We start from the raw sequence: 25094 nt of genomic DNA, 5'->3' as shown, positions 1-25094 counted from the left end.
TTGTCTGCCGGAAAGATCAGTAGCGCAGCACCCCGGCGATGCCTTTCGCGTCACCGAGACTGCCGTCGGGGACGAAACGGACCTCCGCTCCGGTCTCCAGGCACTGTTCGACGATCTCGTCGACGATGTCCTCGCGGGCGTCCAGGTCACCGCTCTCCGCCGGGATCAGATGGTCGCCGCCGTCGTCGCGTACCGTCACGCGGTAGTTCTCCTCGACGGCCAGCAGTCGGATCCGGGCCTGGGAGGCGTTCTGCCACACCTCGTCGACTCCCGCCGCGAACTCCTTGCGGCCACGGGCCGATTCGAGCTCTCGGGCCACCGCGTCGGTGTCCCTGCGCTCCTCCGCGCTGATCAGGGGCCGGATTGCCTGCCACACGGCTTCGGGGGTCCCGTGCGCGAGTCCGCCGTGCGGGATGTGCGTGGCGTCCTTGGTGACCGTGCCTGCCTCGTCGAGGAGGGAGAGCGCGGCGGTCTCGCCCGTGATGTACAGCGGACGCGGATCCTCGCGCAGGACGGCGCTCATCGCGGTGTCGGCATCCCGCAGGAAGTGCTTGGTCCGCTCGTCACGGAAGGTGCTGGGCAGGTCTCCGATGCGCTCCTTGCGTTCGGCGTTCGGGTCCTCGAGGCTGCGGGTGCGCGGGAAGCCGCCGATGCGCTCCTCGGTGACCCGGTCGGCGCCGCCGTCCCACAGCGTCACGCGGTCGGCCGACACCGCGAGCACCCAGAACGGCCGCTCCGAGACCTGCGCGGCCACGAGGTTGCGGGTCAGGAAGGTGTCCGAGAGCACCACGCGCTCGGGCACCGTGCGGGCCAGCGACCACACCTGGTGTTCACCGGGTGCCGCGAAGATCGCGAGACCCTCCTCGGCGTGCGCCAGGTCGACCTCCGCGAGGGCCTGGTCGAGCTGCTGGACGAGGTCGGTGCGCCGTTCGCGGGTGACCGCCGGATCGGACTCGATCTGTTTCTTGGCCTCGGCCACGACATTGCGCAGCCGGACCGGATCCTGGGCGTTGTCGGGTTCGCGGCGGTGCGTGGGCGTCAGCACCGACACCGCCGGATAGGGCCGCGGCCTGCGCAGCTTGGTGAGGGTCGCTGGGCTGAGTGCGTGCTCCATAACAGCACGATAGAGCCGATTCGCTTATCAGGCATTTGGAGCAATTGGCTGTCGGCGTCGCTCGGGCCGCCGGCCGACCTGCCCCGTCATCGAGGACCCGGTGGACTTCCGCTCCCTCAGAACGCGTCCGGATCCGCCGCCTTCCAGTCCGCCTCCCAGGACGCGGGCGGCTCCGTGAGCAGTTCCCCGGGCTCCAGCCACTCATGGAGCCGCGCGTACGACCGTACGGTCGTCGGGTCCGTACGGCGCAGCAGTTGATGGGGTCCGAGGTCGGCCGGCTCGCGCACCCCCATGGCGGCCATGATCCGGGTCGCGCTGCGGACCGTGGCCCGCTGATAGCGGTACACGCGCGCGGACTTGTCGGCCACGTCCAGGGCGCGTACCCGGCGCGGGTCCTGGGTCGTGACCCCGACCGGGCAGGTGTTGGTGTGGCAGCGCAGGGACTGGAGGCAGCCGAGCGCGAACATCATCGAGCGGGCCGCGTTCGTGTAGTCCGCGCCCTGCGCCAGCCGTTTGACGATGTCCGCGCCGGTGGCGACCTTGCCGCTCGCGCCGATCCGCACACGGTCGCGCAATCCGGTGCCGACCAGCGCGTTGTGCACCGTGATCAGCCCTTCGGTCAGGGGCGTACCGAGGGTGGCGGCGAACTCCGCGGGCGCGGCCCCCGTACCGCCCTCCGCGCCGTCGACCACGATGAAGTCGGGCGTGACACCCTCGGCGAGCATCGCCTTGCAGACGGCGAGGAACTGGCGACGCGAGCCGACGCAGAGCTTGAAGCCGGTCGGCTTGCCGCCCGCCAGCTCCCGCATCCGGGCGAGGAAGCACACCATCTCGCGCGGGGTCGAGAACACCCGGTGGTACGGCGGTGAGACCACCGTCTCGCCCTCCGGGACGCCGCGGGCCCGAGCGATCTCGGCGCTCACCTTGGCGCCGGGCAGCACCCCTCCGCTACCCGGCTGCGCCCCCTGAGAGAGCTTCAGCGAGACGCACTTGACCTCGGGCAGCGCGGCCTTGTCCGCGAACACCCGTTCCTCGAAGCCCCCTTCGGGGGTGCGGCAGCCGAAGTACCCGGTACCGATCTCCCAGATCAGATCGCCGCCGCCCCGCAGGTGGTACTCCGACAGACCGCCCTCGCCGGTGTCGTGCGCGAAACCGCCGAGCGCCGCGCCCCTGTTGAGCGCCAGGATCGCGTGCGGGGACAGTGCCCCGAAGCTCATCGCGGAGACGTTCAGCAGGGCCATGTCGTACGGCTGCGTGCAGTCCGGGCCGCCGACGCGCACCACGGGCGGCTCGTCCGGCACGTCGACCGGGCGCATCGAAGGCTCCAGGTACTCGTACCCGTCGCCGTACACGTCCAGCCCGGTGCCGAAGGGCTCCTCGGCCTCGACGCCCTCGGCGCGCTCGTACACGATGCCGCGCACATCACGGCCGTCCGGCCGCGGGAGGAGACGGAGGCGGCCGAGCAGGGGATGGTTCCGCAGGACCGCGCGGCGGCGCTGGGTCAGGTCCCGCACGCCGAGCGAGGTCAGGGCGAGCAGCGCGGCGGCCGCGCACCACCACCATGGCGAGACGGCCCACGCCAGGACCAGTGCCCCGGCCGCACCCAGGGCGACGAACAGCGGCAAGAGCATCCGGCGCACACCACGAGTCAAACCCATGGACGGGAAAGGGGCGAAAGCAGGCATGCCGCTCGGGTCCCCGAGGACGCCCGACCAGGCGGCCCGGCGGATGTTGAGGAAGACTTTGCCCGTGGCCGATTCCCGTTCGCAACCTCCCGGCGGCGGGCCGATCCGTCGGTCCGCGAGGCGTAAAGCGCGGCCGAAACCGTGGGGGTGACCGGGCCGGTCAGGTTACGTACGTGTTGACGGCACCCACGCGCTCGACACAGCCTCGTCATATAGCTGCTGAATACAACGGGTTTTGCGGAAGCACTCGCACGCCGATGAAACAGCAGGTCGGCACGGTGTTCCCGGCGAACCGGACGCGGGAGGTAACACATGTGCGGCATCACCGGCTGGGTCTCCTTCGACCGCGATCTGCGCGCCGAGGCGGAGACATTGGATGCGATGACGGAGACGATGTCCTGCCGGGGCCCCGACGACCGCGGCACCTGGACCGAGGGCCCCGCGGCCCTCGGGCACCGTCGGCTCGCGATCATCGACCTGCCCGGCGGGCGCCAGCCCATGACCGCCGAGACCCCCGACGGCACGGTCGCGCTCGTCTATTCGGGGGAGGCCTACAACTTCACCGAGCTGCGCCGTGAGCTGACCGACCGCGGTCACCGCTTCTCGACCGACTCCGACACCGAGGTGGTCCTGCGCGGCTACCTCGAATGGGGCGAGGACCTCGCCGAGCGGCTCAACGGCATGTACGCCTTCGCCGTCTGGGACGGTCGCCACGACAGGCTCGTGATGATCCGCGACCGCATGGGCATCAAGCCCTTCTACTACTACCCGACCCCCGACGGCGTCCTCTTCGGCTCCGAGCCCAAGGCGATCCTCGCCAACCCGCTGGCCCCGGCCCGGGTCCGCCTCGACGGACTGCGCGAGCTGTTCACCTTCGTCAAGACACCCGGACACGCGATCTGGGACGGCATGCGTGAGGTGGAGCCCGGCACCGTCGTCACCGTCGACCGCTCCGGTCTGCGCCGCCACGTCTACTGGCAGCTGGAGACCCGGCCGCACGCCGACGACCGCGACACCACCATCGCCACCGTCCGCTCGCTCCTCGAGGACATCGTGCGCCGCCAGCTCGTCGCCGACGTGCCGCGCTGCACCCTGCTCTCCGGCGGCCTCGACTCCTCCGCCATGACCGCGCTGGCCGCCCGGCAGCTCGGCGAGCACGGCGAGAAGGTCCGCAGCTTCGCCGTCGACTTCGTCGGCCAGACCGACCACTTCGTCGCCGACGAGCTGCGAGGCACCCCCGACACCCCCTTCGTGCACGACGTGGCCCGCGCCTCGGCCACCGACCACCAGGACATCGTCCTCGACGCGCTCGCCCTGGCCGACCTCGACGTCCGCGCGAAGGTGATCAGGGCCCGCGACCTCCCCATGGGCTTCGGGGACATGGACTCCTCCCTCTACCTGCTCTTCCAGGCCATCCGCGAGCACTCCACGGTCGCGCTCTCCGGGGAGTCGGCGGACGAGGTCTTCGGCGGCTACCAGCAGTTCTTCGACGAGGAGGCCCGCAGCGCCGAGACCTTCCCCTGGCTCGTCAGGTTCAGCCGGGACTTCGGCGACGACGCCGACGTGCTGCGCCCGGACCTCACCGAGGCACTGGACCTGGAGTCGTACGTCGCCGACGGCTACCGTACGGCCGGCGCCGGCATCCGGCGGCTCGACGGCGAGAGCGACTTCGAGTACCGGATGCGGCGCATCTGCCACCTCCACCTGACCCGCTTCGTCCGCGTCCTGCTCGACCGCAAGGACCGTACGAGCATGGCCGTCGGCCTGGAGGTGCGGGTGCCGTTCTGCGACCACCGGCTCGTCGAGTACGTCTACAACGCGCCCTGGTCCCTCAAGTCCTTCGACGGTCGGGAGAAGAGCCTGCTGCGGGAGGCGACCGCCGACCTGATCCCGAAGTCCGTGTACGACAGGGTCAAGAGCCCTTATCCGTCCACCCAGGACCCCAAGTACGCGATCGCCCTCCAGGAACACGCCAAGGACCTGCTGGCCCGGCCCGCGCACCCGGTCTTCCACCTCGTCGACCGGGAGCGGGTCCAGCGCGCCGCCCACCGCGACACCCCGCAGATCACGCAGGCGTCGCGGCGGGGCCTGGAACGCACCCTGGACCTGGCGCTGTGGCTGGACCTGTACGCCCCGGAGGTGCTCCTTACCTGAGCGCCCGGTCGGCGGCCGCCTGCGAGGACTTCCACCACGAGGTCACCGGCTCCCACACCAGGACGACGCGGCCGACGCCCAGCTCGCGCGCGGTGAACGTACGGCCGAAGCGCGAGGGGTCCGCCGAGACGCCGATCGACTCCACCCGACGGGCCTCCGGGTCCGCCGGGTCGGCGATCGTCCGCAGGGCCGCGTACGCGGTCCGGCCCGCCTCGAGCCGGTACAGCCCGCTCTGCCCGGCGGGAACCGGCAGGGCGGCGCCGTCGAGGTCCCCGAAGACGACGGTCGGGATGCGATCGACGGTGCACGCCCGGCCGGAGTGGTTGGTGACGCCGAGGTGCAGCAGGGTGGGGTCGGCGGAGCGGTGGGCGTGGATGGTGACGGCCTTCTCGGTGCACCTGGCGGGCCGCGCGGCGGCCGAGCCGCTCTGCGGCACGGCGAGCAGGAGTGCCACGGCGACGGCCGGGAGGGCGAGGACGGGTCGGATGCGCATCGGCGGGTTCCCCCTGTTTCGGTCACGAACGGTGTCACGAACGGTGCTCACGCGTGGTGGTCACCCACGCTGGTCGCGAGAGGTGCGGCGCCCTCGGAGCGACGCCTGCTCAGTGTGACGGCCCAGGTGCGCTTCGGGTTGTATCCGACTTGTCGGAGGAGCCCGCCCGCGTCCGTTCTGTGACACGCGGTCGCGAGGGTTCGCTCACGGGGCCGTCGGGTCCTCCGGGCCGCAGGAGCTGCCGTTGTCCGGCAGTGAGCCGTACAGCAGGAAGTCGGTGACCTTCTCGCGCACGCACTTGGAGGAGGCGTACCCGGTGTGGCCCTCGCCCCTGTTGTCGAGCACGACGGCCGAGGGGCCGAGCCGCTCGGCGGTCTCCTCGGTCCAGCGGTACGGGGTCGCGGGGTCCCCGCGGGTGCCGACGAGGAGCATCTTCGGCGTGTGGACATCGCGTACCTTCTCGCGGATGTAGTCGGTGCCCTTGGGGCGGCCGTAGCACATGAGCAGCTGGTTGAGACGGAGCGGACCGAAGATCGGCGACGCCTCCTGGTAGGCGGCCTTCAGTTCGTCGATCTCCTTGGTGAGCTGTTCGGCGCTGGGCCGGTCGGGGTCGTCCGCGCAGTTGATCGCCACCAGTGCGGTCTCGAGGTTGTCCGGGGGGACGTTCGCGGGGTCGACCAGCCCGCTGTACGTGGAGTGGGGCAGGGCGACGCCCCCGATGGCCTGCAACAGCCCGCTCGGGTCGCCGTCCTGGACGAGCGAGGCGAGGGACCGTTCGAGCTTCGGCCACCCCTGGCGGTCGAAGAGCTCCAGCCCCATGGTCGCCACCAGGTCCTGGCCGGAGAACGTCTGTCCGAAGCTCGTCGGCACCGGGTTCTTGTCCAGCGAAGCGACGAGCCGGGCGACCTGCTGCCGGGCATCGCGCGGATCACGCCCGAACGGGCACGCCTCGTCCTTGGTGCACCAGGTGAGGAAGTCCTCCAGAGCGGTCTGCTGCCCCTCGGCGCTCACTATGCCCGCCTCGGACAGCGGCTCGGTGAGGGTGTCCACGCCGTCGAGCACCATGCGGCCCGTCTTGTCGGGGAACTGGCTCGCGTACACCGCGCCCAGGCGCGTTCCGTACGAGAATCCCAGGTAGTTGAGCTTCTTGTCGCCGAGCGCCTGGCGCATCACGTCCAGGTCCCGAGAGGCGTTGACCGTGCCGATGTGGGCCAGTACGGGGCTGGAGTGCTTGGCGCACTCGTCGGCGTCCTTGCGCACCTGCTTGAGGAGTGCCTCCGGGCTGCGGTCGCCGGTGGCGGGGCCCGTCGTCTCGGAAGCCTGGGCCGCACCGCCGCCGCAGCTGACCGGCGAGGACCGGCCGACACCGCGCGGGTCGAAGGTCACCACGTCGTAGCCGTTGGTGAGCGGCATGAAGTCCTTGCCGCTCGTGGAGGCGAGTTGCGGGACCCCCGGGACGCCGGGGCCGCCGAAGTTCAGCAGCACGGATCCCCTCGACGCGCCGGTGGCGCGATAGCGGGCCAGCGCGAGGTCGAGCGTCCCGGCCTTCGGGTGCGCGTAGTCCAGCGGGACGGTCACCTGCCCGCACTGCAGATCCGCGGGCATTCCCTCGCCCTTGCAGGCACCCCACTTGACCTGCTGGTGGTAGAACCGGGACAGGTCGGGGCCCTCGGCGGCCGTTGCCACCGCCGAGGGCAGGCTCGCCGCCAGCATGGCCAGTGTCAGGACGCCGGCTCCGGCGTACGCCCAGCGTTGGTGCGCGGACAGCATGGGTGCCTCCAGGGACGCCCGGCGTCGTACCGGGCGCCAGGGGATAGCTCCTCGATCACGATAAGCGGGTGCCCGGGAGCGCGCCTCTGGACGAGCGGTCCAGGGCGACACCCCTTACGCTGCGCATCGCGCGAGGAGCGCTCGGTGGTTCGACGGCGGGTCCGTCCGGTACGCGGTGGGACCATCCGGCAGTTCGATAAACGTGACCCTCGATGGGGTGAAAGCCCGATCAGCCATAACGTCTGATGGTTCTCCCGCGTTTTACGCGGTGCGGGTGAGTGCCCGCGTCTATGTCTGGAAGGCAGGGAACCTATGAAACGGGTTACCCGAAATGGTTTGATCGCCGCGGCCGCCGCCTCGGGCGCGCTGGCCGTGACGATGCCGGCGCACGCCGACGCCACGGCGGACGGTGGCACGGCGGGTTCGCCCGGGCTGATCTCGGGCAACACCCTCCAGCTCCCGGTGCATGTCCCCGTGAACGTGTGCGGGAACACCGTGAACGTGGCCGGGCTCCTGAACCCCGCCGCGGGCAACGGCTGCGCCAACGTGAGCGAGGCCGGGCGCCCCGGCGCCGGCGGGAGCGTCCGCGGCAGGGGTGGCGAAGGTGCCGGTGGGGCGGCCCACGGCGGTGCCGTCACGCACGGCGGAGCTGTCGCGGTCGGGAGCGGAAAGGATTCTCCGGGCGTGCTCTCGGGCAACGGCCTGCAGCTCCCGGTGCACCTCCCGGTGAACGTCAGCGGCAACTCCGTGACCGGGGTCGGCCTCGGCAACGCGTCCGTGGGGAACACGTCCACGAACACCTCCGGCGAGTACCCCGGGCCGGTGCGGCCCGCCCCGAGGCCCAACACCCCGCCGAAGGCGCACGCGCCGCAGGGGACGCCTTACCACGCCCCGCCGCGGGCCGTGGCCTCCCTCGCCCACACGGGCGCCGACCAGACGATGCCGGCGATCGCCGCGAGCGCCGCCCTGCTTCTGGGCGGGGCCGTGCTGTACCGGCGGTTCCGGCCCACGGCGGTCCGCTGACGCGGAAGGCCCCACCGGGCTCACGGCCGGTGGGGCACCGTTCGAGTGGCTTCGCCGAGCGGCTTCCGGGCGGGCGCGTCAGCGCATGTCGGGGAGATCGTCGCGCAGAATGCTGTAGCGCACGCCGTCGCGCCAGCGGCCGTCCCGGAACCCCACGCTGCGCAGCACGCCCTCGCGGGTGAACCCGGTCTTCTCCAGGGCGCGTTGCTCGGCGATGTTCTCCGCCTCGGTGTCCGCCTCGATCCGCACCACGGTCGTGTGCGCGAACAGGTACCGGACCAGCTCCCGGTGGGCCTGCGTGCCCCAGCCCTTCCCGCGCGCCTCCGGCAGCAGGCCGATGCCCATGTTCCAGTAGTACGTGCTCGGGGTGGGCCGGATCTTCCGCCACCCGACGAAGCCGAGCCGCTCCTCACCACGCACGACCATCAGATAGCCCGCGTCGTCGCCGAGCATGCGGTTCTCGGCCCACTTGCGTTGCCAGCGGTCCGGGTCCCGCCAGCCGAACCACTGGAAGGGTGTGGCCGTCTCGGGTTCCGTCAGGAACCGCTCCAGGACGGGCAGGTCGCCCTCGGCCACCGGGCGCAGGGTCACGTGATCGACACTCATGGACGACGAGCCTATGCCGGGTGCCACCAACTGCTGTGTGAGGAAGGCCGTTTGACGTCCGCCTGAGGCGGCTCGCTTTGGCCGCCCCGGCGCCCCGGACGAGTGACGGACGCTGAAATCCCCGTGGAGATCGGGAAGGATGCTGCGGGCGCGGGCGACCGCCGCGCACCCCGCCGCAAGCGAATGGAGCGCACACATGACTTCTCCAGGTCCCGCGGACCTCGTCGTCGCCCGGGCCTCGCTCGACGACTGGTCGGTGGTCAGCGGCTGGGCGGGGGACGAGGGATGGAATCCGGGGCTGTCCGATGCCCCGAGCTTCTTCGCCCAGGATCCCGAGGGCTTCTTCATCGGCAGGATCGACGGGCAGCCGGTCTCGGCCGTCTCGGTCGTGACGTACGGCGCCGACTACGCCTTCCTCGGTTTCTATCTCGTACGACCGGATCTGCGCGGCCACGGTCACGGCCTCGCCACCTGGAGGACGGCCCTCGCCCACGCCGGCGGCCGGACCGTCGGACTGGACGGCGTGGTCGCGCAGCAGGACAACTACCGCAGGTCCGGCTTCGAACTCGCCCACCGCACCGTCCGGTTCACCGGAACCGTGCCGACGGAGCGGACGCCACCGGGAGTGCGGCCCGCCGAAGCGGCCGACTTCGCGTCCATCGCGGCGTACGACAGCGCCTGCTGCCCGGCCGACCGCCCCCGCTTCCTGGAGAGGTGGCTCACCGGTCCAGGACACCGCACCTTCGTCCGCGTCGTCGACGGCCACCTCACCGGCTACGCGGTGATCCGACCCGCCCTCGACCGCCCTCGCGTCGGCCCGCTGTTCGCCGACACCGTCGAGGACGCCCGCGCCCTCCTGCTCGCACTGGCCGCCGACACTCCGAGGGGTGAGGTCGCCATCGACATCCCCGAGACGAACGCGCCGGGCATCGCCCTCGCCGAGGAGTTCGGCCTCACCCCCTCCTTCGAAACGGCCCGGATGTACACCGGCCCGGTGAGGCCGTTCAGCGGCGAGCGCGTCTACGGGGTCACCACGCTCGAACTCGGCTAGGTGCAGGTGGTGGCGCCCGCGGGTTGGCCGGGGCCTGCCGTGGCGCGCTACTCTGGCGCAAACGGAACGGCGTTCAACCTGAACGATGCGGACCAGTGTTCCGGTTGGCAAGGGGAAGCATCGTGAGCGAGGAAACGACTCGGGAAGCCGACGCCGGAGCGGCTGAAGGGCAGCCCCGCAAGCGCCTGCGCGCCGACGCGCAACGCAGTACCGACGCCCTGCTCACGGCGGCCGCGGAAGTCTTCGCCGACTCCGGGGTGGACGCGCCCGTGCGTCAGATCACCGCCAAGGCGGGCGTGGGCGCGGGCACCCTCTACCGTCACTTCCCGCAACGCTCGGACCTCATCGCCGCGGTCTTCCGCCACGAGGTCGACGCCTGCGCCGACGCCGCACCCACCCTGGCGGCGCGGCACGAGCCGGCCGAGGCACTCGCCGAGTGGCTCCAGCGCTTCGCGGGCTTCATCGCCACGAAACGCGGTCTCAGCGCCGCCCTGCACTCGGGGGACCCGGCCTACGACAGCCTGCCCTCCTACTTCGAGCAGCGCTTCATGCCTGTCCTCGGCACGCTCCTCGACACCGCGGCGAAAGCCGGCGAGATCCGCTCCGACGTCGACCCCGAAGACCTGCTGGTCGCCACACGCAACCTGACCCTGCCCGCCCAGGAAGACGGCGACGGCCACACCCGGCGCATGATCGCCCTGCTCGTCGACGGACTCCGCTACGGCGCCCACACCCGGGAAACCCGCTGAAAGGCAGCCCCGAGAGCGGCAGCCCGGAGGCGGGCGGGGCGGTGCCCTTGGCAGGCGATGCGAGCGACATGCGACCAAGCCCCGGAGAGCGCAGTCATGAGGATCGGTGAGCTGTCGCGCCGCACCGGTGTCCCCACCCGCCTGTTGCGTTACTACGAGGAGCAGGGCCTGCTGGGCCCCGAACGGGCCGCCAACCCTGGCCCGCAACCGGGGCGCGCTGCGGACTTGTCCAGACACCGTTCAGCCGGGGCTCCTCCGGCCGGCCGACAGCTGACTGTCGTGCGCCGGCCGGCTCCCGCCGTCGTCAGCCGGCGAGCGCCTGGGCGCGCTGGGCCGCCTCGCTCACGGATCCGCGGTGCATCGGGCCGTGCCCCGGCAGCAGGACGTCCGCCGAGAGCGTCTCGATGAGCTTCAGCGACGCGATGGCGTTCGCGCGCTCGGCGTGGAACATGTCGGGCAGCAGCTGCGGTCCCCGTATCCGCGAGGTGGGGTGACCGCTGACCAGGGCGTCGCCGGAGATCACGATGCCGGCGTCCGGCAGGTGGTAGACGCAGTGCCCGTCGGTGTGCCCGGGGGTGTGCACCGGCACCGGACCACCGGGAAGATCGAGCGCTCCCTTGCCGGGGAACGGCTCGGGCCGGATCATCCGGACGTCCGCCGTGCCGCCGGACCGGATCGCGTGCACCGCCCAGGGCAGTACGCCGGGACGCCACACCTGACGCATCACCTCGCCCACGCTCACCTGCTGGAGGAACTCGCGGCGCGCGTGCGGCACCTCCTCCTCGTGCAGATGGACCGGGACGCCGTAGGTGCTGCTGAGGTACTCGGCCGACCCGAGATGGTCGTTGTGCGCGTGGGTGATGAGTACGGCGCTGATGGCCTCGGGGGAGTGGCCGAGCGCGTCGAGGGAGGCGAGGACGTCCGGGCGGTCGCCCGGGTATCCGGTGTCGATCAGGGTGACGGCGTCCCCCTCGGCCAGGATCACCCAGTTGGTGTTGCTGCCGTGCACCAGATGAATTCCGGCCGCTACCTCGACGATCGCGTCCTCGCGCATGTCCATCCCGATGCTTGAGATCTTTCCCGGCGGGGTTGAGCCGGTTCACACCGAAGGTATCGCGTGCGTGCGGCGATGCGACCGGCGGCCTCTCGGGTACGGGACGCGTTCACCGACGGCGTGGCCGAACGTGAACGGATCCTGCTGCCGGGGTACTTGACGTGTCCGCGAAAGGGCGGCTCCCATATGGCGAGTCTCGTTGACTTTTGTTCGAGTCTGCGAACAAACCGCTCAAGGGAGAGCCGTATGTCCCCCCATTCGCACACCGCGCGCCTCAGGGGCCTCCTGAAGCGCGCAGCCGTTCATGGCGCCGTCCTGGGCCTGGCCGTCGCCGGATTAGTCGGAGTCGGACGCTCCGCCACTCCGCTCACCGCCGAGCCGGCCGCCGTCAGCACCAACCAGATCGGGGTCGCCCCGGCCCCGATGGGCTGGGCGTCCTGGAACACCTTCGCCAGCGTCATCGACTACGACACCATCAAGGCCCAGGCCGACGCCCTCGTCTCGTCCGGCATGGCCGCCGCGGGCTACAAGTACGTCAACATCGACGAGGGCTGGTGGCTGGGCACCCGCGACAGCAGCGGCAACATCACCGTCGACACCGCCAAGTGGCCCGGCGGGATGAAGGCCATCGTCGACTACATCCACAGCAAGGGCCTCAAGGCCGGTATCTACACCGACGCGGGCAAGAACGGCTGCGGCTACTACTACCCGACCCCCTCGGGTACACCTGCCGCCCCCAACACCGGCATGGAAGGGCACAATCAGCAGGACCTGGAGACCTTCCAGAACTGGGGCTTCGACTTCCTGAAGATCGACTGGTGCGGTGGTGACGCCGAGGGACTCGACCAGGAGACGACGTACAAGGCGATCCGGGACGCCAACACCGCCGCGACCGCCGTCACCGGCCGCCCGCTCGTCCTGTCGCTGTGCGAGTGGGGCACGGGCAACCCCTGGAACTGGGCCGCCGGCACGGGCGCGATGTGGCGCACCAGCACCGACATCGTCTACTACCCGGACAACCCGACGATGTCCAACATCCTGGCCAACTTCGACAAGTCGCTGCACCCCGCCGCCCAGCACACCGGTTACTACAACGACCCGGACATGATGACGGTCGGCATGAACGGTCTGAGCGCCGCCCAGAACCGCACCCACATGGGCCTGTGGGCGATCTCCGGCGCCCCCCTGCTCGCGGGCAACAACCTGGCCACCATGAGCTCGACGACCGCCTCGATCCTCACCAACTCCGAGGTCATCGCGATCGACCAGGATCCGCGCGGCCTCCAGGGCGTCAAGGTCGCCGAGGACAGCACCGGTCTGCAGGTCTACAGCAAGGTCCTGGCCGGTACCGGGAAGCGAGCGGTCCTGCTGCTGAACCGTACGTCCGCCGCGGCGAACATCACCGCCCGTTGGCAGGACATGGGTCTGACCACGGCGTCCGCCGCCGTGCGCAACGTCTGGTCGGCGTCCAACGCCGGTTCGTTCGCGACGAGTTACACCACCAGCGTCCCCGCGGGTGAGGGCGTGCTGCTCACCGTCTCCGGCACCGAGGCGTCCGGGACGACGTACGAGGACACCACCTCCGCGACGACCCCGACCTTCACCGCGGTCACGGCGTCCGCCGCGGGCACCAAGCTGATCGACATCACGTATGCCAACGGCGGTACGGCGGACCGTAAGGCGACCCTCCAGGTGGGCGGCCAGTACGCGCAGACGCTGGCCTTCCCGCCCACCGGCTCGGCGACCACCTACCGGACCGTGTCCGTCCTCGCGTCCCTGGCGAAGGGCTCCAACACGCTGACCTTCGGAGCCTTGGGCACCGCACCCGACATCGACGCCGTGGCCGTGCGCGCCGTCCCGGGCACCAACGGGACGGCGGTCGTCGGCACCGGATCCGGGCGGTGCCTGGACTTCTTCAAGAACACCATCACCAACAACAGCCAGGCCGAACTGTGGGACTGCGGCGGTGGCCAGAACCAGACGTTCACCTACACCTCGCGCAGTGAACTCGTCGTCTACGGCAACAAGTGCCTCGACGCCTACAACAGCGGTACCGCCAACGGCACCAAGGTCGTTCTGTGGGACTGCAACGGCGGCACCAACCAGAAGTGGACCTTCAACTCCAACGGAACCGTCACCAACAACGTCTCGGGCCTGTGCCTGGACGCGTCGGGCGCCGCGACGGCCAACGGAACCCTGATCGACCTCTGGTCGTGCAACGGCGGATCCAACCAGCAGTGGACCCGCAACTGAACCGCACCTGACCTGGGACGAAGCACCGGGGTGGAGCGGCCTGACCGACTCTGCCCCGGTGCGATGTTGTTGCCCTATGCGCGTCGGGGTGCTGGAGTGACCCCATGGATCACGTTGCGGTACTGGCCCTGTTCGACCGGGACATGCGGGAGGACGCGCGCCCCGACAGCCCAGGAGCCCGGGTCGAGCGCTTCGGCAAGGTGGTACGCCAGGTCGGCACCGAACACGGCTGGAACGGGGTGATCTGGTCGGACCTTGACGAATCGACAGCCGACGCCGCGATCGCCGAGCAGATGCGCTACTTCGGCGAACTCGGCCGCGAGTTCGAGTGGAAGCTGTACGGGCACGACAAGCCCGAGGGACTGGGAAAGCGGCTGCGCGCCGCCGGGTTCGTCGCCCAGCCCGAGGAGACCCTGATGATCGCCGAGCTGGGCGACCTCGCGCTCGACGCCCAGCCGCCCGAGGGCGTACGGCTGCTGCCCGTCACCGACCGCGCGGGCGTCGACCTCGTCGCGGACGTCCACGAACAGGCCTTCGGCACGGACAGCACCCGGATGCGCCACCAACTCCTCGCCCAGCTCACCGGCGACGAGGACAACGTGGTCGCGGTGGTGGCCCTCGCCGGCGACGTCCCGGTCAGCGCCGCCCGCATGGAGATGGTGCCGGGCACCCGCTTCGCCGGCCTCTGGGGCGGCGGCACCATCGACTCCTGGCGCCGCCGGGGCATCTATCGCGCGCTGGTCGCCCATCGCGCCCGCGTCGCCGCCGAGCGCGGCTACCGCTACGTCCAGGTCGACGCCACCAGCCAGAGCCGCCCGGTCCTCGCCCGCCTCGGCTTCGAACCCCTGACCACGACAACGCCGTACGTGTACGGGTGACACCGCACGCCATCCGGGCAGAGGTGGTGACAGGGACCGGCGGTCGGCCCCGTCAGCGGCGCACCTTCGCCCGGTCGAGCGCCGCGACGCCCACCGCCGCGAGTCCGATCTGAATGATCCACTCGATCCAGTCGACCCCCTTCGTGTCGGCCACGCCGAACGCGGCGGCGATCCCCGAGCCGATGAACGCGGCCGCGATGCCGACGAGGATCGTCCACAGGATGCCGATGCGCTGGCGCCCCGGGATCACGAGCCGACCCAGTACGCCGATGATGGTGCCGATGAGAATGGCACTGATGATGCCTGAGATCTCCATCTCCGCCCCTTTTTGTCTGAACCCCCGCAGTTAGGTGTGTTCCCCCTGTGGGCCAAGACAGTCCGCTCTGCTTTCCGGCCGTCCTCCGTCCGACCCGGCGGGCTCCTGTTCAGTCGGGTTCCTGCCATGTACCGTTCAAGAATCTGTCGCGTGGTAGACGGCCAACCACCGTTCTACGCGCGCAGACTTGGCGCCCGCACCGCCTCTCCCCACCCCTCATGGAGGTTCGTCGGATGCTCGGATTCGGAAGATCCCGCCACAGATTCACCACGGCCACGGCTGTGTTCGGGCTGCTCGTCGCGGGGGTGGCGGTCCAGGCGTCCGCGGCCGCGCCGGCCGCCGCGGCGACCCCGCACCGCATCCTGTTCGACAACGCCCACGCGGAGACCGCGGGCAACGCCGACTGGATCATCTCCACCAGTCAGCCCGACCCGCTGGGCCAGGACTCCTCCCCGTCGGCGGAGACCGACTGGACGGGCGCCCTGTCCTCCTGGGGCGTGGCCCTGCAGAAGACGGGCGACTACAGCCTCAAGACGCTGCCTTCGGGCTCCAGCCTGGCCTACGGCGGCTCGACGGCCACCGACCTGTCGAACTTCGACACGCTGGTGCTGCCCGAGCCCAACACGCTCTTCACGACCGCGGAGAAGACCGCGATCATGACGTTCGTGAAGAACGGCGGCGGGCTGTTCATGGTCTCGGACCACACCGGCGCCGACCGCAACAGCGACGGTGAGGACGCCGTCGAGATCCTCAACGACCTGATGACCAACAACAGCGTCGACTCCACCGACCCGTTCGGCTTCTCCATCGACACGCTCGACGTCAGCTCCGGCTACCCGGCGGCCATCAGTGACAGCACCGACGCGGTCCTGCACGGCTCGTTCGGCACCGTCACCAAGAGCCTGATCGCCGACGGCACGACGGCCACCCTCAAGCCGGCCGACAACTCCGCCGTCAAGGGCCTGGTCTACCGCTCCGGTTACTCGGGCAACACCGGCGCCTTCTTCGCCACCAGCACCTTCGGCAGCGGCCGGGTGGCGTTCTGGGGTGACAGCTCCCCGATCGACGACGGCACCGGCCAGTCCGGCAACACGCTGTACGACGGCTGGAACGACACCGGCGCCACGAACGCCGCCCTCGCCCTGAACGCCACCGAGTGGCTCGCGGGCGGCAGCAGCAGCGGCGGCGGCGGTGGAGGCGGCGGCGGCACCTGCACGGCCGCCCAGCTGCTCGCCAACCCGGGCTTCGAGTCCGGCAACACGTCCTGGACCGCGACCAGCGGTGTCATCACCAACAGCTCCAGCGAGGCGGCCCGTACCGGCTCCTACAAGGCCTGGCTGAACGGCTACGGTTCGGCCAACACGGACACGCTCTCCCAGGCGGTCACCATCCCGTCCGGCTGCGCGGCCACCCTGAACTTCTACCTTCACGTGGACACGGCCGAGACGACCACCAGCACGGCGTACGACACCCTCAAGGCCCAGGTGCTGAACAGCAGCGGCACGGTGTTGTCGACGCTCGCCACGTACTCGAACCTGAACGCCGCGTCGGGCTACACGCTGCGCAGCTTCGACCTGTCCAGCTACGCCGGGCAGACGGTCACCGTCAAGTTCACCGGTACCGAGGGCTCCACCCTGCAGACGTCGTTCGTCCTGGACGACACGGCGCTCGACGTGAGCTGAGCCCGAACACGCGAGAGGGCGGGCCCGGAAGCGGGCCCGCCCGTCGTGCGGCGGAGTTCGGAGCGCAGGCCGAGTCAGGCGGCGTGACGCGTCTTGACGCCGCCGGGCTCGAAGTCGTAGATGTACTGATTGATCCGCAGACCGTCCACGGCGCCGATCCACATGTGGTCGCGGCCCTTGCCCACGGCGGCGGAGTAGATGGTCGGCACCGCGCCGCCGTCGTTGAGCGAGGCCTTCACCTGCGCGAGGGAGCAGTGGGCGACAGGGCCGTTGCAGGAGGTCTCGCCGCCCGTGAGGTACCAGTAGCCGCTCGTGGCGGCATCGATGTAGCCGCTCCAGCGGTTCGTCACCGGAGCGGCGTCCGGTACCCACACCAGCGCGGAGTAGTTGTCGCCGGGGTGCGTGCTCAGGTTCGGATTGATCTCGAACCTGACGTTCGGCATGTTCTTCGTGCCGCCGTAGCCGATGTTCGCGTTGGTCTGGAAGACGTGGAACCCGACCTTGTTCAGGCCCAGCACCGGATCGCCGAGGAAGTCGACCTCGTTGCCGAAGTCCACCCTCTCGCTGGCAGTGGTCAGTGAGGTGGACCTGTCCGCGACCTCGATACCGAGGCTGCCCTTTCCATAGGGCGGCCTGCCGGAGGAGTCCAGCACGCCGGCGGAGCCGTAGGGGCCGGCCCTGAGAGCGGCGACGGGGGAGCCGACCGTGGTGCGGGTGATCACGCCCCAGTGCTCCGAGTGCACTCGGTCTCCATCAGCGAGAGCGGGCACCGATCCCGGGACGGTCGAGGCGAGGAACGCGGCCAGCGCGGTGACCGCAAGCGCCTTTCCTCGGCTCACGCCAAAACGAGCTTTCACGCTCACTCCTTGCAGGTAGTCGAAGGGTCGGACGTGCGCCGGTGTTCGGCCGACGCGACGCCCGTCACGCTATTCGACTCTCCGTGACGGAAACGGCAGCGACATACCCTTTGGATATGACTATTCGGGTCATAAGGCATTAATTGCGCGAGTCGCTGTCACCCTCCGTGTCGGGTGGATCGGGTGCCGGCCGCGGGGACGGTCGTCTCCGGTGTGTTCCATCCCGAGACGCGCACCCTGGGCGCGGAACCGTGCAGGTCGGCCGTCCGGTAGGTGGCGGTGAGCGTCGTGGACTCGCCGGGCCACAGGCTGACCTGGTTGTCGGACCACTGAACGGGCAGGACGGGCCTGCCGGCCGAGTCCACGAGGTGCACGTCGGTCAGCAGCGACGGAGTCTTCCCGGTCCCGGTGTTCCGCACCGTGACCGTCGTCGTGGACGCGCCGTGCACGCCGACCGAGGTCGAAGCCGTCGCCGAAACCGGCACCTGTGCCATGGAGTTGAGCCCCTTGAGGTCCGCGTAACTCGTCGTCGGCGTGTAGTACCAGTCGGTCTTGGCCCAGTCGAGGGTGTCGGGCTCGGTGGACAGCCAGTAGACGTTGCGGCTGACCTCCTTTCCCTCGGCGTCGGTGAGGACGAGGCGTGCCAGGTATGTCGTCGACAGGCCGGTCACGGAGGACGGCACGGTGAGGGGAGTGCTGTGGGCGCCGTCCCCGTCCACGCCCACCCCGGTCGCCGTCCTGTCGTACTTCTGGGTGCCGTCGGTGTTGAAGAGCGTGACCCGGGCCGTGAGTCCGGACGCGGAGGCGTGCCGGTTGTTCACGACGACGACCGAGCGGGTGTCGTAGGAGTACTGGATGTGCAGCGGCTCGTTCGCCTTCCTGGCACCGAAGTAGGCGCCCCCCTGATCCAGGTAACGGTCCATCAACTGCCAGTGCAGCGACGTCCATCCGCTGTTGAACATCCAGTAGACGACCCCGGTCGCGGGCTTGTCGGCGTCGGTGGCGTTGCGCCCGTACGCCTCGTACTGCGCGCGCACGTTCTCGTACTGGGCGAGCTGTGCCTTGCGCACGTAGTCGGTGAGGCCGCTCGGCGCTCCGTAGCGTCCAGCGAGCGCGTTGTCGTACAGCTTGAGCGTGCCGAAGGTCGACGACGGTGAGCGGTGGTACTGCTTGGTGGCCGGGCTCTTCCACAGGGTGTCCAGCTCGGCGGGGGACATCATGCGGCGCAGGGTGTCGAGGGTGGGGATGTCGGGGCCCGCGCTGGTCTCGGAGTTGAAGCCGGTGGCGCCGCCCTCGCGCTTGGCGTACCAGTAGTTCGGCGGGATCCAGTCGTAGGGGCCGGTCATCTTCATGCCCGAACTGCCGCTGACCGGCGAGGACTTGTCGGAGGCGGCGGCGACCACGGGGTTGGGCCAGTCGGCGGCCCGCAGCGCGTCGAGGTAGTTCTTCTCGATCTTCGCGTCCGGCGCGAAGTCGCTGCCGATGAGGAAGGAGATGACGCTGGGGTGGTCGCGCAGCCGGGCCGCCTCGGCGGCCATCGACGCCTTGGCGACGGGATAGTCGGCCGCGGTCCACTTCTCCCCGGCCTCGCTGCCGTTGACGTTCCCCTCCCACTTGTCGCAGCACTCCCAGCCGGGCAGCGTGAGGATGCCGTACCGGTCGGCGAGGTCGAAGAACTCGTCCGGCTCGATGTGCCCTTCGAGGCGGATGGTGTTGAGGCCGAGGTCGAGCGCGTACTTCAGCCGGTCCTCGACATACGTCCGGTCCCAGCGCAGGAACTCGTCGGGGGACCAGCCGCCGCCCTTGATGAGCAGCTTGCGGCCGTTGACGCTGTACTGCCGGGCGCCGTCGGAGTTGAGGGGCGCCTTCACCTCGCGGATGCCGAAGTGCTCGTGCGCGGTGTCCGAGGCGGCGCCGGCGACGGAGGCGGTCAGGTCGAGGCCGTAGAGCGGCTGCCCGCCCATGCCCGCGGGCCACCACACCTTCGGCGCGCTCAGATGCAGGCGAGGGGTGTCGGTGGGGGAGAAGGTGACGGTCTTCGTCTCGTGCGCGGAGAGGGAAACGGTCTTGCTGAAGGAGGCGTCCGGGCCGATGCTGCCCGACACCGTCGCCGTGACGGGAGCGCCCGTCTCGTTGCGAGCCTCAGCCTTGACCATCAGGTCCGCGGAGGCGAGCGAGGGAACGGCGAGCTGGGTGACGACGTGCGCGTCGCGCAGCGCGACCGGACCGCCCCGGCGGACGAGAACGTCACGCACGATGCCCATGTTCTGGTCGGGCGGAGGCTGGAGCCAGTCCAGCCAGCCCATGGTCAGGTTCTTGGTGGGCACGTTGGGCCGGATGCGGAAGGCCACCGTGTTCGTGCCCGACCGCACCAGCGAGGTGATGTCGAGTTCGTGCCGTGTGTAGGCGCCCGTGACATCGGCGGCGGTGGCGACCCGCTTGCCGTTGACGTAGACGTCGGCGGCCGAGATCACCCCGCTGAAGTCCAGGTAGCTGCGCTGGGCGGTGTCCGTGACCGTGAAGTCCGAGCGGTACCACCAGGGGACCTGGAAGTCGGCCTTCGGGATCTTCTGCTGGTTGGTCGAGTAGAACGGGTCGGCGTACTTGCCGTCCGCGAGCAGCGCCGCGAGGACGGTGGAGCGGGAGCCCGCCGAGTACCAGCCGCTCGCCGGATAGCCCGGACTCGACACGTCGGCCGCCGCGTCCGTGACCTTGTCCGTCGACTGGATCGCGTACCCGGACAGCGCGGTGGCGCTGCCTGCGGTGGAGGGCACCGGAGTGACCGGCGTGTGTGCGGCCGTGTCTGATCCGGCGCTCCGAGACCCGGCCCACGCGCTGGTGGAGAGGGTGCACAGGAGGCACAGGGCGACGGCGGCCGTGGCGGAACGCCGTCTTGGGGCAGGACGGTGGAACACGGTGGTCTCCTTGGGGGTGGGGAACATCCGCGCTACGGGATCGCGTGCCGGCACTGCCAGGCGGGAGCGAGGCGAGTAGGAGCACGAAGCTACAAGTTAGGAAACTTTACTAACTGGCGCACAAGCTAGGTGCCCGAGCAATCCGTGTCAATCACCGAAGGCGAGCGCCCCGCTCAGGACGCCGAACGTCGCTCGAACACCACGTCCCTGGCGGTCCCGAGGGCCGTCGCCACGGCGCCCAGCAGCACCGCGTCCTCACCCAGCCGGCTGGGCACGATCCTCGGACGCAGCGGAGTGAGCGTACGCAGGGTCTCGCGCACGGGCCGCAGCAGCAGGTCGATGCTGTGGCCCACGCCGCCACCGAGCACCACCAGATCGGGATCGAGCACCGCGGCGGCCGCGGCCACGGTGTAGGCGATCCGCTCACCCTCCAGCCGTACCGCCCGCACCGCGGCGGAGTCCCCCGCGCGCGCCGCGTCGAACACGGCCTTGGCCGTGAGCTGGCCGGTCATGCCGAACTGCCGCGCGGCCTCCACGACGGCCACACCCGACACCGCGTCCTCCAGTGTCTCCGGCTTCTGCCGCCCCGGCCACGGCAGGAACCCGATCTCCCCGGCCCCGCCGCGCGCCCCCGTGAACAGCCGTCCCTCGCTGACCACGCCCATGCCGAGACCGGTGCCGATCAGGATGTACGTGAACAGCCGGCTGCCCGCGCCGACGCCGTACGTGTACTCCCCGAGCGCCGCGAGGTTGGCGTCGTTGTGGACCTCCAGCGGGATGCCCAGCTCCTCACGCATCCGGTCGAACAGCCCCGCGCGGCCCCACCCGGGCAGATGCATCGCGTACCGCACCCTGCGCCGCTCCTCGTCGTACACACCCGGTGTGCCCACCACCGCATGCGCCACCTCGTGCGCTCCCAGGCCGGAGTTGGCGACGACCTGACGGGCCGTGGAGACGACGAGGTCGGCCATGGCGCCGGAGCTGCGCGCCCGATTGCGCACATCGGCGCGCGCGACCACGCCACCGTCCAGATCGGCGACCGCCACCCGCAGCCAGCCGCGTCCGATGTCGATCCCGAGCGCGTACCCGGCCGCGGGGTCCGGGGCGTAGAGCACGGCCACCCGGCCGCGCTCGGGCGCGTGGGTGCCCGCCTCACGCACCAGTCCCGCCTGCTCCAGCGCCGCGAGCGCGCTGGAGACCGTCGGCTTCGACAGCCCCGTCTCCCGCGCGAGCTGAGCCCGTGAGGCGGCACCGCCCGTGCGCAGCCGGTCGAGCAGCAGCCGCTCGTTGGTGCTGCGCAGCCGCTGCCGGTTCCAGGGCTGTTCAGGCTGCGCTATGGCGTCGCTGGCGGACATCGCACCATTCTCACGCATGCGTGACACCCTCTTGACGCATCTAGTAAGTCTCCTTAACTTTATCGCCCAGTCAGCCTCGCCGGGCGAGCCGAGGGGAGCCCACCTCCCCGCGTCCCGAGATCAGGAGACCCCATGTCCGGTAGTCCGCCACCCACCGGCGGTTTCGTCCGTCGCGTCGGCCTGTTCCAGGCCACCGCCATCAACATGAGCCAGATGTGCGGCATCGGCCCGTTCGTGACGATCCCGCTGATGGTCGCCGCGTTCGGCGGCCCGCAGGCGATCATCGGCTTCGTCGCGGGCGCGATCCTGGCCCTCGCGGACGGCCTGATCTGGGCCGAACTGGGTGCGTCGATGCCCGGCTCCGGCGGCAGTTACGTCTACCTCCGCCAGGCCTTCCAGTACCGCAGCGGACGCCTCATGCCGTTCCTGTTCGTCTGGACGGCCATGCTCTTCATCCCCCTGATCATGTCCACCGGCGTGGTCGGCTTCGTCCAGTACCTCGGCTACCTGGCTCCCGACATGGGCAAGACGACGGGCGACCTCATCGGCCTGGCCGTCGTCGCCCTCGTGGTGCTGCTCCTGTGGCGCGGAATCGAACACATTGCCCGCATCACGGCGGTCATGTGGGCGGTCATGATCACCTCGGTCCTTCTGGTGATCGTCGCCGCGGCCACCGACTTCAGCTCCCACCTGGCCTTCACCTATCCGGCACACGCCTTCGAGCTGAGCAGCGGCCACTTCTGGGTCGGTTTCGCCGCGGGCCTGACCATCGGCATCTACGACTACCTGGGCTACAACACCACCGCGTACATGGGCGCCGAGATCAAGGATCCGGGCCGCACCCTGCCCCGCTCCATCATCTTCTCCATCCTCGGCATCATGGCGATCTACCTCCTCCTCCAGATCGGCACCCTCGGCGTCATCGACTGGCACCGCATGACCGACCCGACCGACATCGCCTCGACCTCCGTGGCCTCGGCCGTCCTCGAAAAAACCTGGGGCAAGGGTGCGGCCGACACAGTCACGGTCCTCATCCTCATCACCGCGTTCGCCTCGGTCTTCACCGGACTCCTCGGAGGCTCACGCGTTCCCTACGACGCCGCCCGCGACCGCGTCTTCTTCCGCCCGTACGCCAAGCTGCACCCCAAGCACCGCTTCCCGATGCTGGGCCTGGCGACCATGGGCGTCATCACGGCCATCGGCTTCCTCATCGGGCGCCACACCGACCTGGCCACCCTGATCCAACTCCTCACCACCGTCATGGTGATCGTCCAGGCGCTCGCGCAGATCGTCGCCCTCTCCGTCCTGCGCAAGCGCCAGCCGACCCTCAACCGCCCCTACAAGATGTGGCTCTACCCGATTCCCAGCCTCCTCGCCCTCATCGGCTGGCTCACCATCTACGGCTACGCCGACAAGAACTCCCCGGGCCGCCACCCCATCGAATGGTCCCTGGCCTGGGTGGCCCTGGGCTGCGTCGCCTTCGTCGTCTGGGCGAAGCTGGAAAAGGTATGGCCCTTCGGCCCGAAGGAGATCAGGGAGGAGTACCTGACCCCCGCGACCCCGGACCCGGAGCCCGCCGGAAGGTGAACGCCCCACTTGCCGCACCCGACGACGCACGGAAGGGGCCGTGGCGGTACGTCGCAAGCCCGTCGCTTAGGTTCGGATCTGGCAGCGGCTCCCTACAGGGCAACGCCTGATCCGGCGGCGACGGGCTCGACGTACCGACACGGCCCCGACCCACCCACGACCGCGTCGGCGCCCGTCACCCCCCGATCCCCGCGCAACGCAACGCCGCCCGCACCTCGTCCGCCGGATCCCCCCGGTGGTAGACCCGCTCCGACGGCTCGATCCCGTCCAGGAACTCCTGATACCGGACGGCATACGTGAGATGGGCCAGTGGCCCGGCGACATCGAGCGCCCGAGCCGGGTCACTGCCGGGCACCCGCGACTTCCAGGCCTCCACCCAGTCCCGGGCGGCCGCCGCACGGCCCGACTCGGGAAGGAAGCCCTGGACACGCAGCCCGTCGAGCACCGGATTGCCCCAATGGGCGTCGGCGAAGTCCACCACGACAGGCGCCCCGCCGTCGCTGCGCCAGTTCCCGGGGTGGAAGTCACCGTGCACCAGCGTGTCGGGCAGCCCGCACTCCGAGAGAAGCTCCCACCGCCCGGCCAACTCCCGAGCTCCCCGCACCTCCCGCTCGGTCAACTCCTCGGCGAGGGGCCCGTCAAGCAGATCACGAACCGCCGCCTCAAGAACCGGCGCGCGCCCATCCCGTACCCCCGCCACCACACCGTCCCCGAACCCGCCGGAACCCCCGGAAGCCACCACGGCCTGCGCGCCGACGAACCGCTCCACCGCCGCACCGACCGTCTCCGGTGAAGCCTCCCAGCAGTCCTCACCGGGTATGTGCTCCATCAGGACGCGCCGCTCACCCACGCCGAGGAGCGTGGGAACGAGCCCCGGGTCGATCTCCGCGAACGCGGTGATGACGGCGGCCTCGTCCGCCGCGAAGCGCGGTGTCGCCTTGAGCCAGACCGGGCCGCGCGCGGTGGGCAGACGAAAGAGCCCGGCCAGATTCCAGGTACGCCGCTGTTCGACCGGACCGCTCACCGGCCGCCCCGCCGACGCCAGCTCCCCGGCCGCCCAGTCGAGCAGCTCGCGCAGCCCGTCCGCCCGGGCCCAAGGCGACCTGAGCGTCTCGACACCGTCCAACACCCGTGGTTTGGCAGGGTGTTGATCCAGCAGACCGTTCGCCGGACGTTCCAACGCCTCGACGTGATACGTCACATGGCCGTCCCGCCCGCCGGAACCTCCTTCCACGTCCAGCAGGCGCAGCACCAGCACGGGTACCCCGAGCAGCTCCTCCAACCACCCCACGACGGGCCCCACTTCGGACCACCAGGGAACGTCCACGCCGTACGGCCCAGCGCTCCCGAGGAACTCATCACCCGAGGTCACCCACGCACTCACAGTTCTCGTCACGGCGAGAGTCTGAACGACCCAGAACGCCCCGGCCAGCGATTTTCGGCGGCCGCAACGCACGCATCGGAGGGGGAGCGGAGCCGATGGCGTCGGCTCCGCTCCCCTTCCCCCGGGTCCCCCAACCCGGTCCCCCCTCGGGCCCTGTGGCTTTCCGGG

19 protein-coding genes and 1 pseudogene are annotated in these 25094 nt (G+C 70.3%); 9 read left to right on the top strand and 11 right to left on the bottom strand.

Going from position 1 to position 25094, the window contains the following annotated elements; all coding sequences use genetic code 11:
• Positions 1 to 16 precede the first annotated feature (16 nt).
• Both OG568_RS05860 and OG568_RS05855 read right to left on the bottom strand, forming a co-directional pair.
• On the bottom strand, positions 17 to 1114 hold the full coding sequence (locus tag OG568_RS05860) for a baeRF3 domain-containing protein (RefSeq protein WP_266425305.1): 1098 nt from the start codon (positions 1112 to 1114) through the stop codon (positions 17 to 19).
• A gap of 116 nt (positions 1115 to 1230) precedes the next feature.
• On the bottom strand, positions 1231 to 2745 hold the full coding sequence (locus OG568_RS05855) for an FMN-binding glutamate synthase family protein (protein ID WP_329530589.1): 1515 nt from the start codon (positions 2743 to 2745) through the stop codon (positions 1231 to 1233).
• A 366-nt stretch (positions 2746 to 3111) separates the two neighbouring features.
• On the opposite strand from OG568_RS05855, the gene asnB reads away from it, so the two are divergent.
• On the top strand, positions 3112 to 4953 hold the full coding sequence (gene asnB / locus OG568_RS05850; protein ID WP_329530588.1) for an asparagine synthase (glutamine-hydrolyzing): 1842 nt from the start codon (positions 3112 to 3114) through the stop codon (positions 4951 to 4953).
• On the opposite strand, the gene OG568_RS05845 is transcribed toward asnB, so the two are convergent.
• A complete protein-coding gene (locus OG568_RS05845; RefSeq protein ID WP_329530587.1) occupies positions 4946 to 5446 on the bottom strand; it encodes a DUF4232 domain-containing protein in 501 nt (166 codons plus the stop codon). The two genes, asnB and OG568_RS05845, sit on opposite strands and share 8 nt — an antisense overlap.
• A 204-nt stretch (positions 5447 to 5650) precedes the next feature.
• Positions 5651 to 7216 (bottom strand): alpha/beta fold hydrolase, encoded by a 1566-nt coding sequence (locus tag OG568_RS05840; protein WP_329530586.1) that lies wholly within the window; start codon positions 7214 to 7216, stop codon positions 5651 to 5653.
• A gap of 312 nt (positions 7217 to 7528) precedes the next feature.
• Here OG568_RS05840 and OG568_RS05835 point away from each other — a divergent pair, with 312 nt between their 5' ends.
• On the top strand, positions 7529 to 8239 hold the full coding sequence (locus OG568_RS05835; RefSeq protein ID WP_329530585.1) for a chaplin: 711 nt from the start codon (positions 7529 to 7531) through the stop codon (positions 8237 to 8239).
• A gap of 78 nt (positions 8240 to 8317) precedes the next feature.
• Here OG568_RS05835 and OG568_RS05830 read toward each other — a convergent pair whose 3' ends face one another.
• Positions 8318 to 8845, bottom strand: a complete 528-nt coding sequence (locus OG568_RS05830; protein ID WP_329530584.1) for a GNAT family N-acetyltransferase — start codon at positions 8843 to 8845, stop codon at positions 8318 to 8320.
• 196 nt (positions 8846 to 9041) lie between these two features.
• Between OG568_RS05830 and OG568_RS05825 the strand changes: the two genes are divergently transcribed.
• From OG568_RS05825 to OG568_RS05815, 3 genes and pseudogenes are all read left to right on the top strand, one after another.
• On the top strand, positions 9042 to 9896 hold the full coding sequence (locus tag OG568_RS05825; RefSeq protein ID WP_266425289.1) for a GNAT family N-acetyltransferase: 855 nt from the start codon (positions 9042 to 9044) through the stop codon (positions 9894 to 9896).
• Positions 9897 to 10018: 122 nt separating this feature from the next.
• The gene (locus tag OG568_RS05820) at positions 10019 to 10645 is read left to right on the top strand and encodes a TetR/AcrR family transcriptional regulator (protein WP_329530583.1); all 627 of its coding nucleotides are present in this window, start codon (positions 10019 to 10021) and stop codon (positions 10643 to 10645) included.
• A 96-nt stretch (positions 10646 to 10741) separates the two neighbouring features.
• Positions 10742 to 10841, top strand: a pseudogene (locus OG568_RS05815) (MerR family DNA-binding transcriptional regulator); the annotation flags it as partial.
• 108 nt (positions 10842 to 10949) lie between these two features.
• Here the strand turns inward: OG568_RS05815 and OG568_RS05810 are convergent.
• On the bottom strand, positions 10950 to 11699 hold the full coding sequence (locus OG568_RS05810) for an MBL fold metallo-hydrolase (protein ID WP_329536270.1): 750 nt from the start codon (positions 11697 to 11699) through the stop codon (positions 10950 to 10952).
• A gap of 246 nt (positions 11700 to 11945) precedes the next feature.
• On the opposite strand from OG568_RS05810, the gene OG568_RS05805 reads away from it, so the two are divergent.
• Together OG568_RS05805 and OG568_RS05800 are read left to right on the top strand one after the other, a co-directional pair.
• Positions 11946 to 13952, top strand: coding sequence for an RICIN domain-containing protein (locus tag OG568_RS05805; protein WP_329530582.1), 2007 nt, complete (start codon positions 11946 to 11948; stop codon positions 13950 to 13952).
• Between the two features lie 104 nt (positions 13953 to 14056).
• On the top strand, positions 14057 to 14830 hold the full coding sequence (locus OG568_RS05800) for a GNAT family N-acetyltransferase (RefSeq protein WP_329530581.1): 774 nt from the start codon (positions 14057 to 14059) through the stop codon (positions 14828 to 14830).
• Positions 14831 to 14882: 52 nt separating this feature from the next.
• Here the strand turns inward: OG568_RS05800 and OG568_RS05795 are convergent, their stop codons facing one another.
• Positions 14883 to 15146, bottom strand: coding sequence for a GlsB/YeaQ/YmgE family stress response membrane protein (locus tag OG568_RS05795; protein ID WP_266425259.1), 264 nt, complete (start codon positions 15144 to 15146; stop codon positions 14883 to 14885).
• A gap of 233 nt (positions 15147 to 15379) precedes the next feature.
• On the opposite strand from OG568_RS05795, the gene OG568_RS05790 reads away from it, so the two are divergent.
• Positions 15380 to 16828 carry a hydrolase gene (locus OG568_RS05790; RefSeq protein WP_329530580.1) on the top strand — a complete coding sequence of 483 codons (1449 nt, stop codon included), beginning with the start codon at positions 15380 to 15382 and terminating at the stop codon, positions 16826 to 16828.
• 74 nt (positions 16829 to 16902) lie between these two features.
• Here the strand turns inward: OG568_RS05790 and OG568_RS05785 are convergent, their stop codons facing one another.
• From OG568_RS05785 to OG568_RS05775, 3 genes are all read right to left on the bottom strand, one after another.
• Positions 16903 to 17685 carry a hypothetical protein gene (locus OG568_RS05785; protein ID WP_329530579.1) on the bottom strand — a complete coding sequence of 261 codons (783 nt, stop codon included), beginning with the start codon at positions 17683 to 17685 and terminating at the stop codon, positions 16903 to 16905.
• Positions 17686 to 17843: 158 nt separating this feature from the next.
• Positions 17844 to 20627 carry a glycoside hydrolase family 2 protein gene (locus tag OG568_RS05780; protein WP_443077558.1) on the bottom strand — a complete coding sequence of 928 codons (2784 nt, stop codon included), beginning with the start codon at positions 20625 to 20627 and terminating at the stop codon, positions 17844 to 17846.
• Positions 20628 to 20773: 146 nt separating this feature from the next.
• Entirely contained in the window at positions 20774 to 21955 is a 1182-nt protein-coding gene (locus tag OG568_RS05775; RefSeq protein WP_329530578.1) for an ROK family transcriptional regulator, read from the bottom strand.
• 132 nt (positions 21956 to 22087) lie between these two features.
• On the opposite strand from OG568_RS05775, the gene OG568_RS05770 reads away from it, so the two are divergent.
• Complete coding sequence (locus tag OG568_RS05770; protein ID WP_329530577.1) at positions 22088 to 23542, top strand: APC family permease; 1455 nt, start codon at positions 22088 to 22090, stop codon at positions 23540 to 23542.
• Between the two features lie 175 nt (positions 23543 to 23717).
• Here the strand turns inward: OG568_RS05770 and OG568_RS05765 are convergent, their stop codons facing one another.
• Positions 23718 to 24833: an aminoglycoside phosphotransferase family protein gene (locus tag OG568_RS05765; protein WP_329530576.1), complete on the bottom strand. Its 1116-nt coding sequence runs from the start codon at positions 24831 to 24833 to the stop codon at positions 23718 to 23720.
• Between the last annotated feature and the right edge of the window lie 261 nt (positions 24834 to 25094).

Origin of the sequence: Streptomyces sp. NBC_01450, assembly GCF_036227505.1 — a bacterium.
Classification (GTDB): domain Bacteria; phylum Actinomycetota; class Actinomycetes; order Streptomycetales; family Streptomycetaceae; genus Streptomyces.
This window is presented reverse-complemented; position numbering and strand designations above follow the sequence as displayed.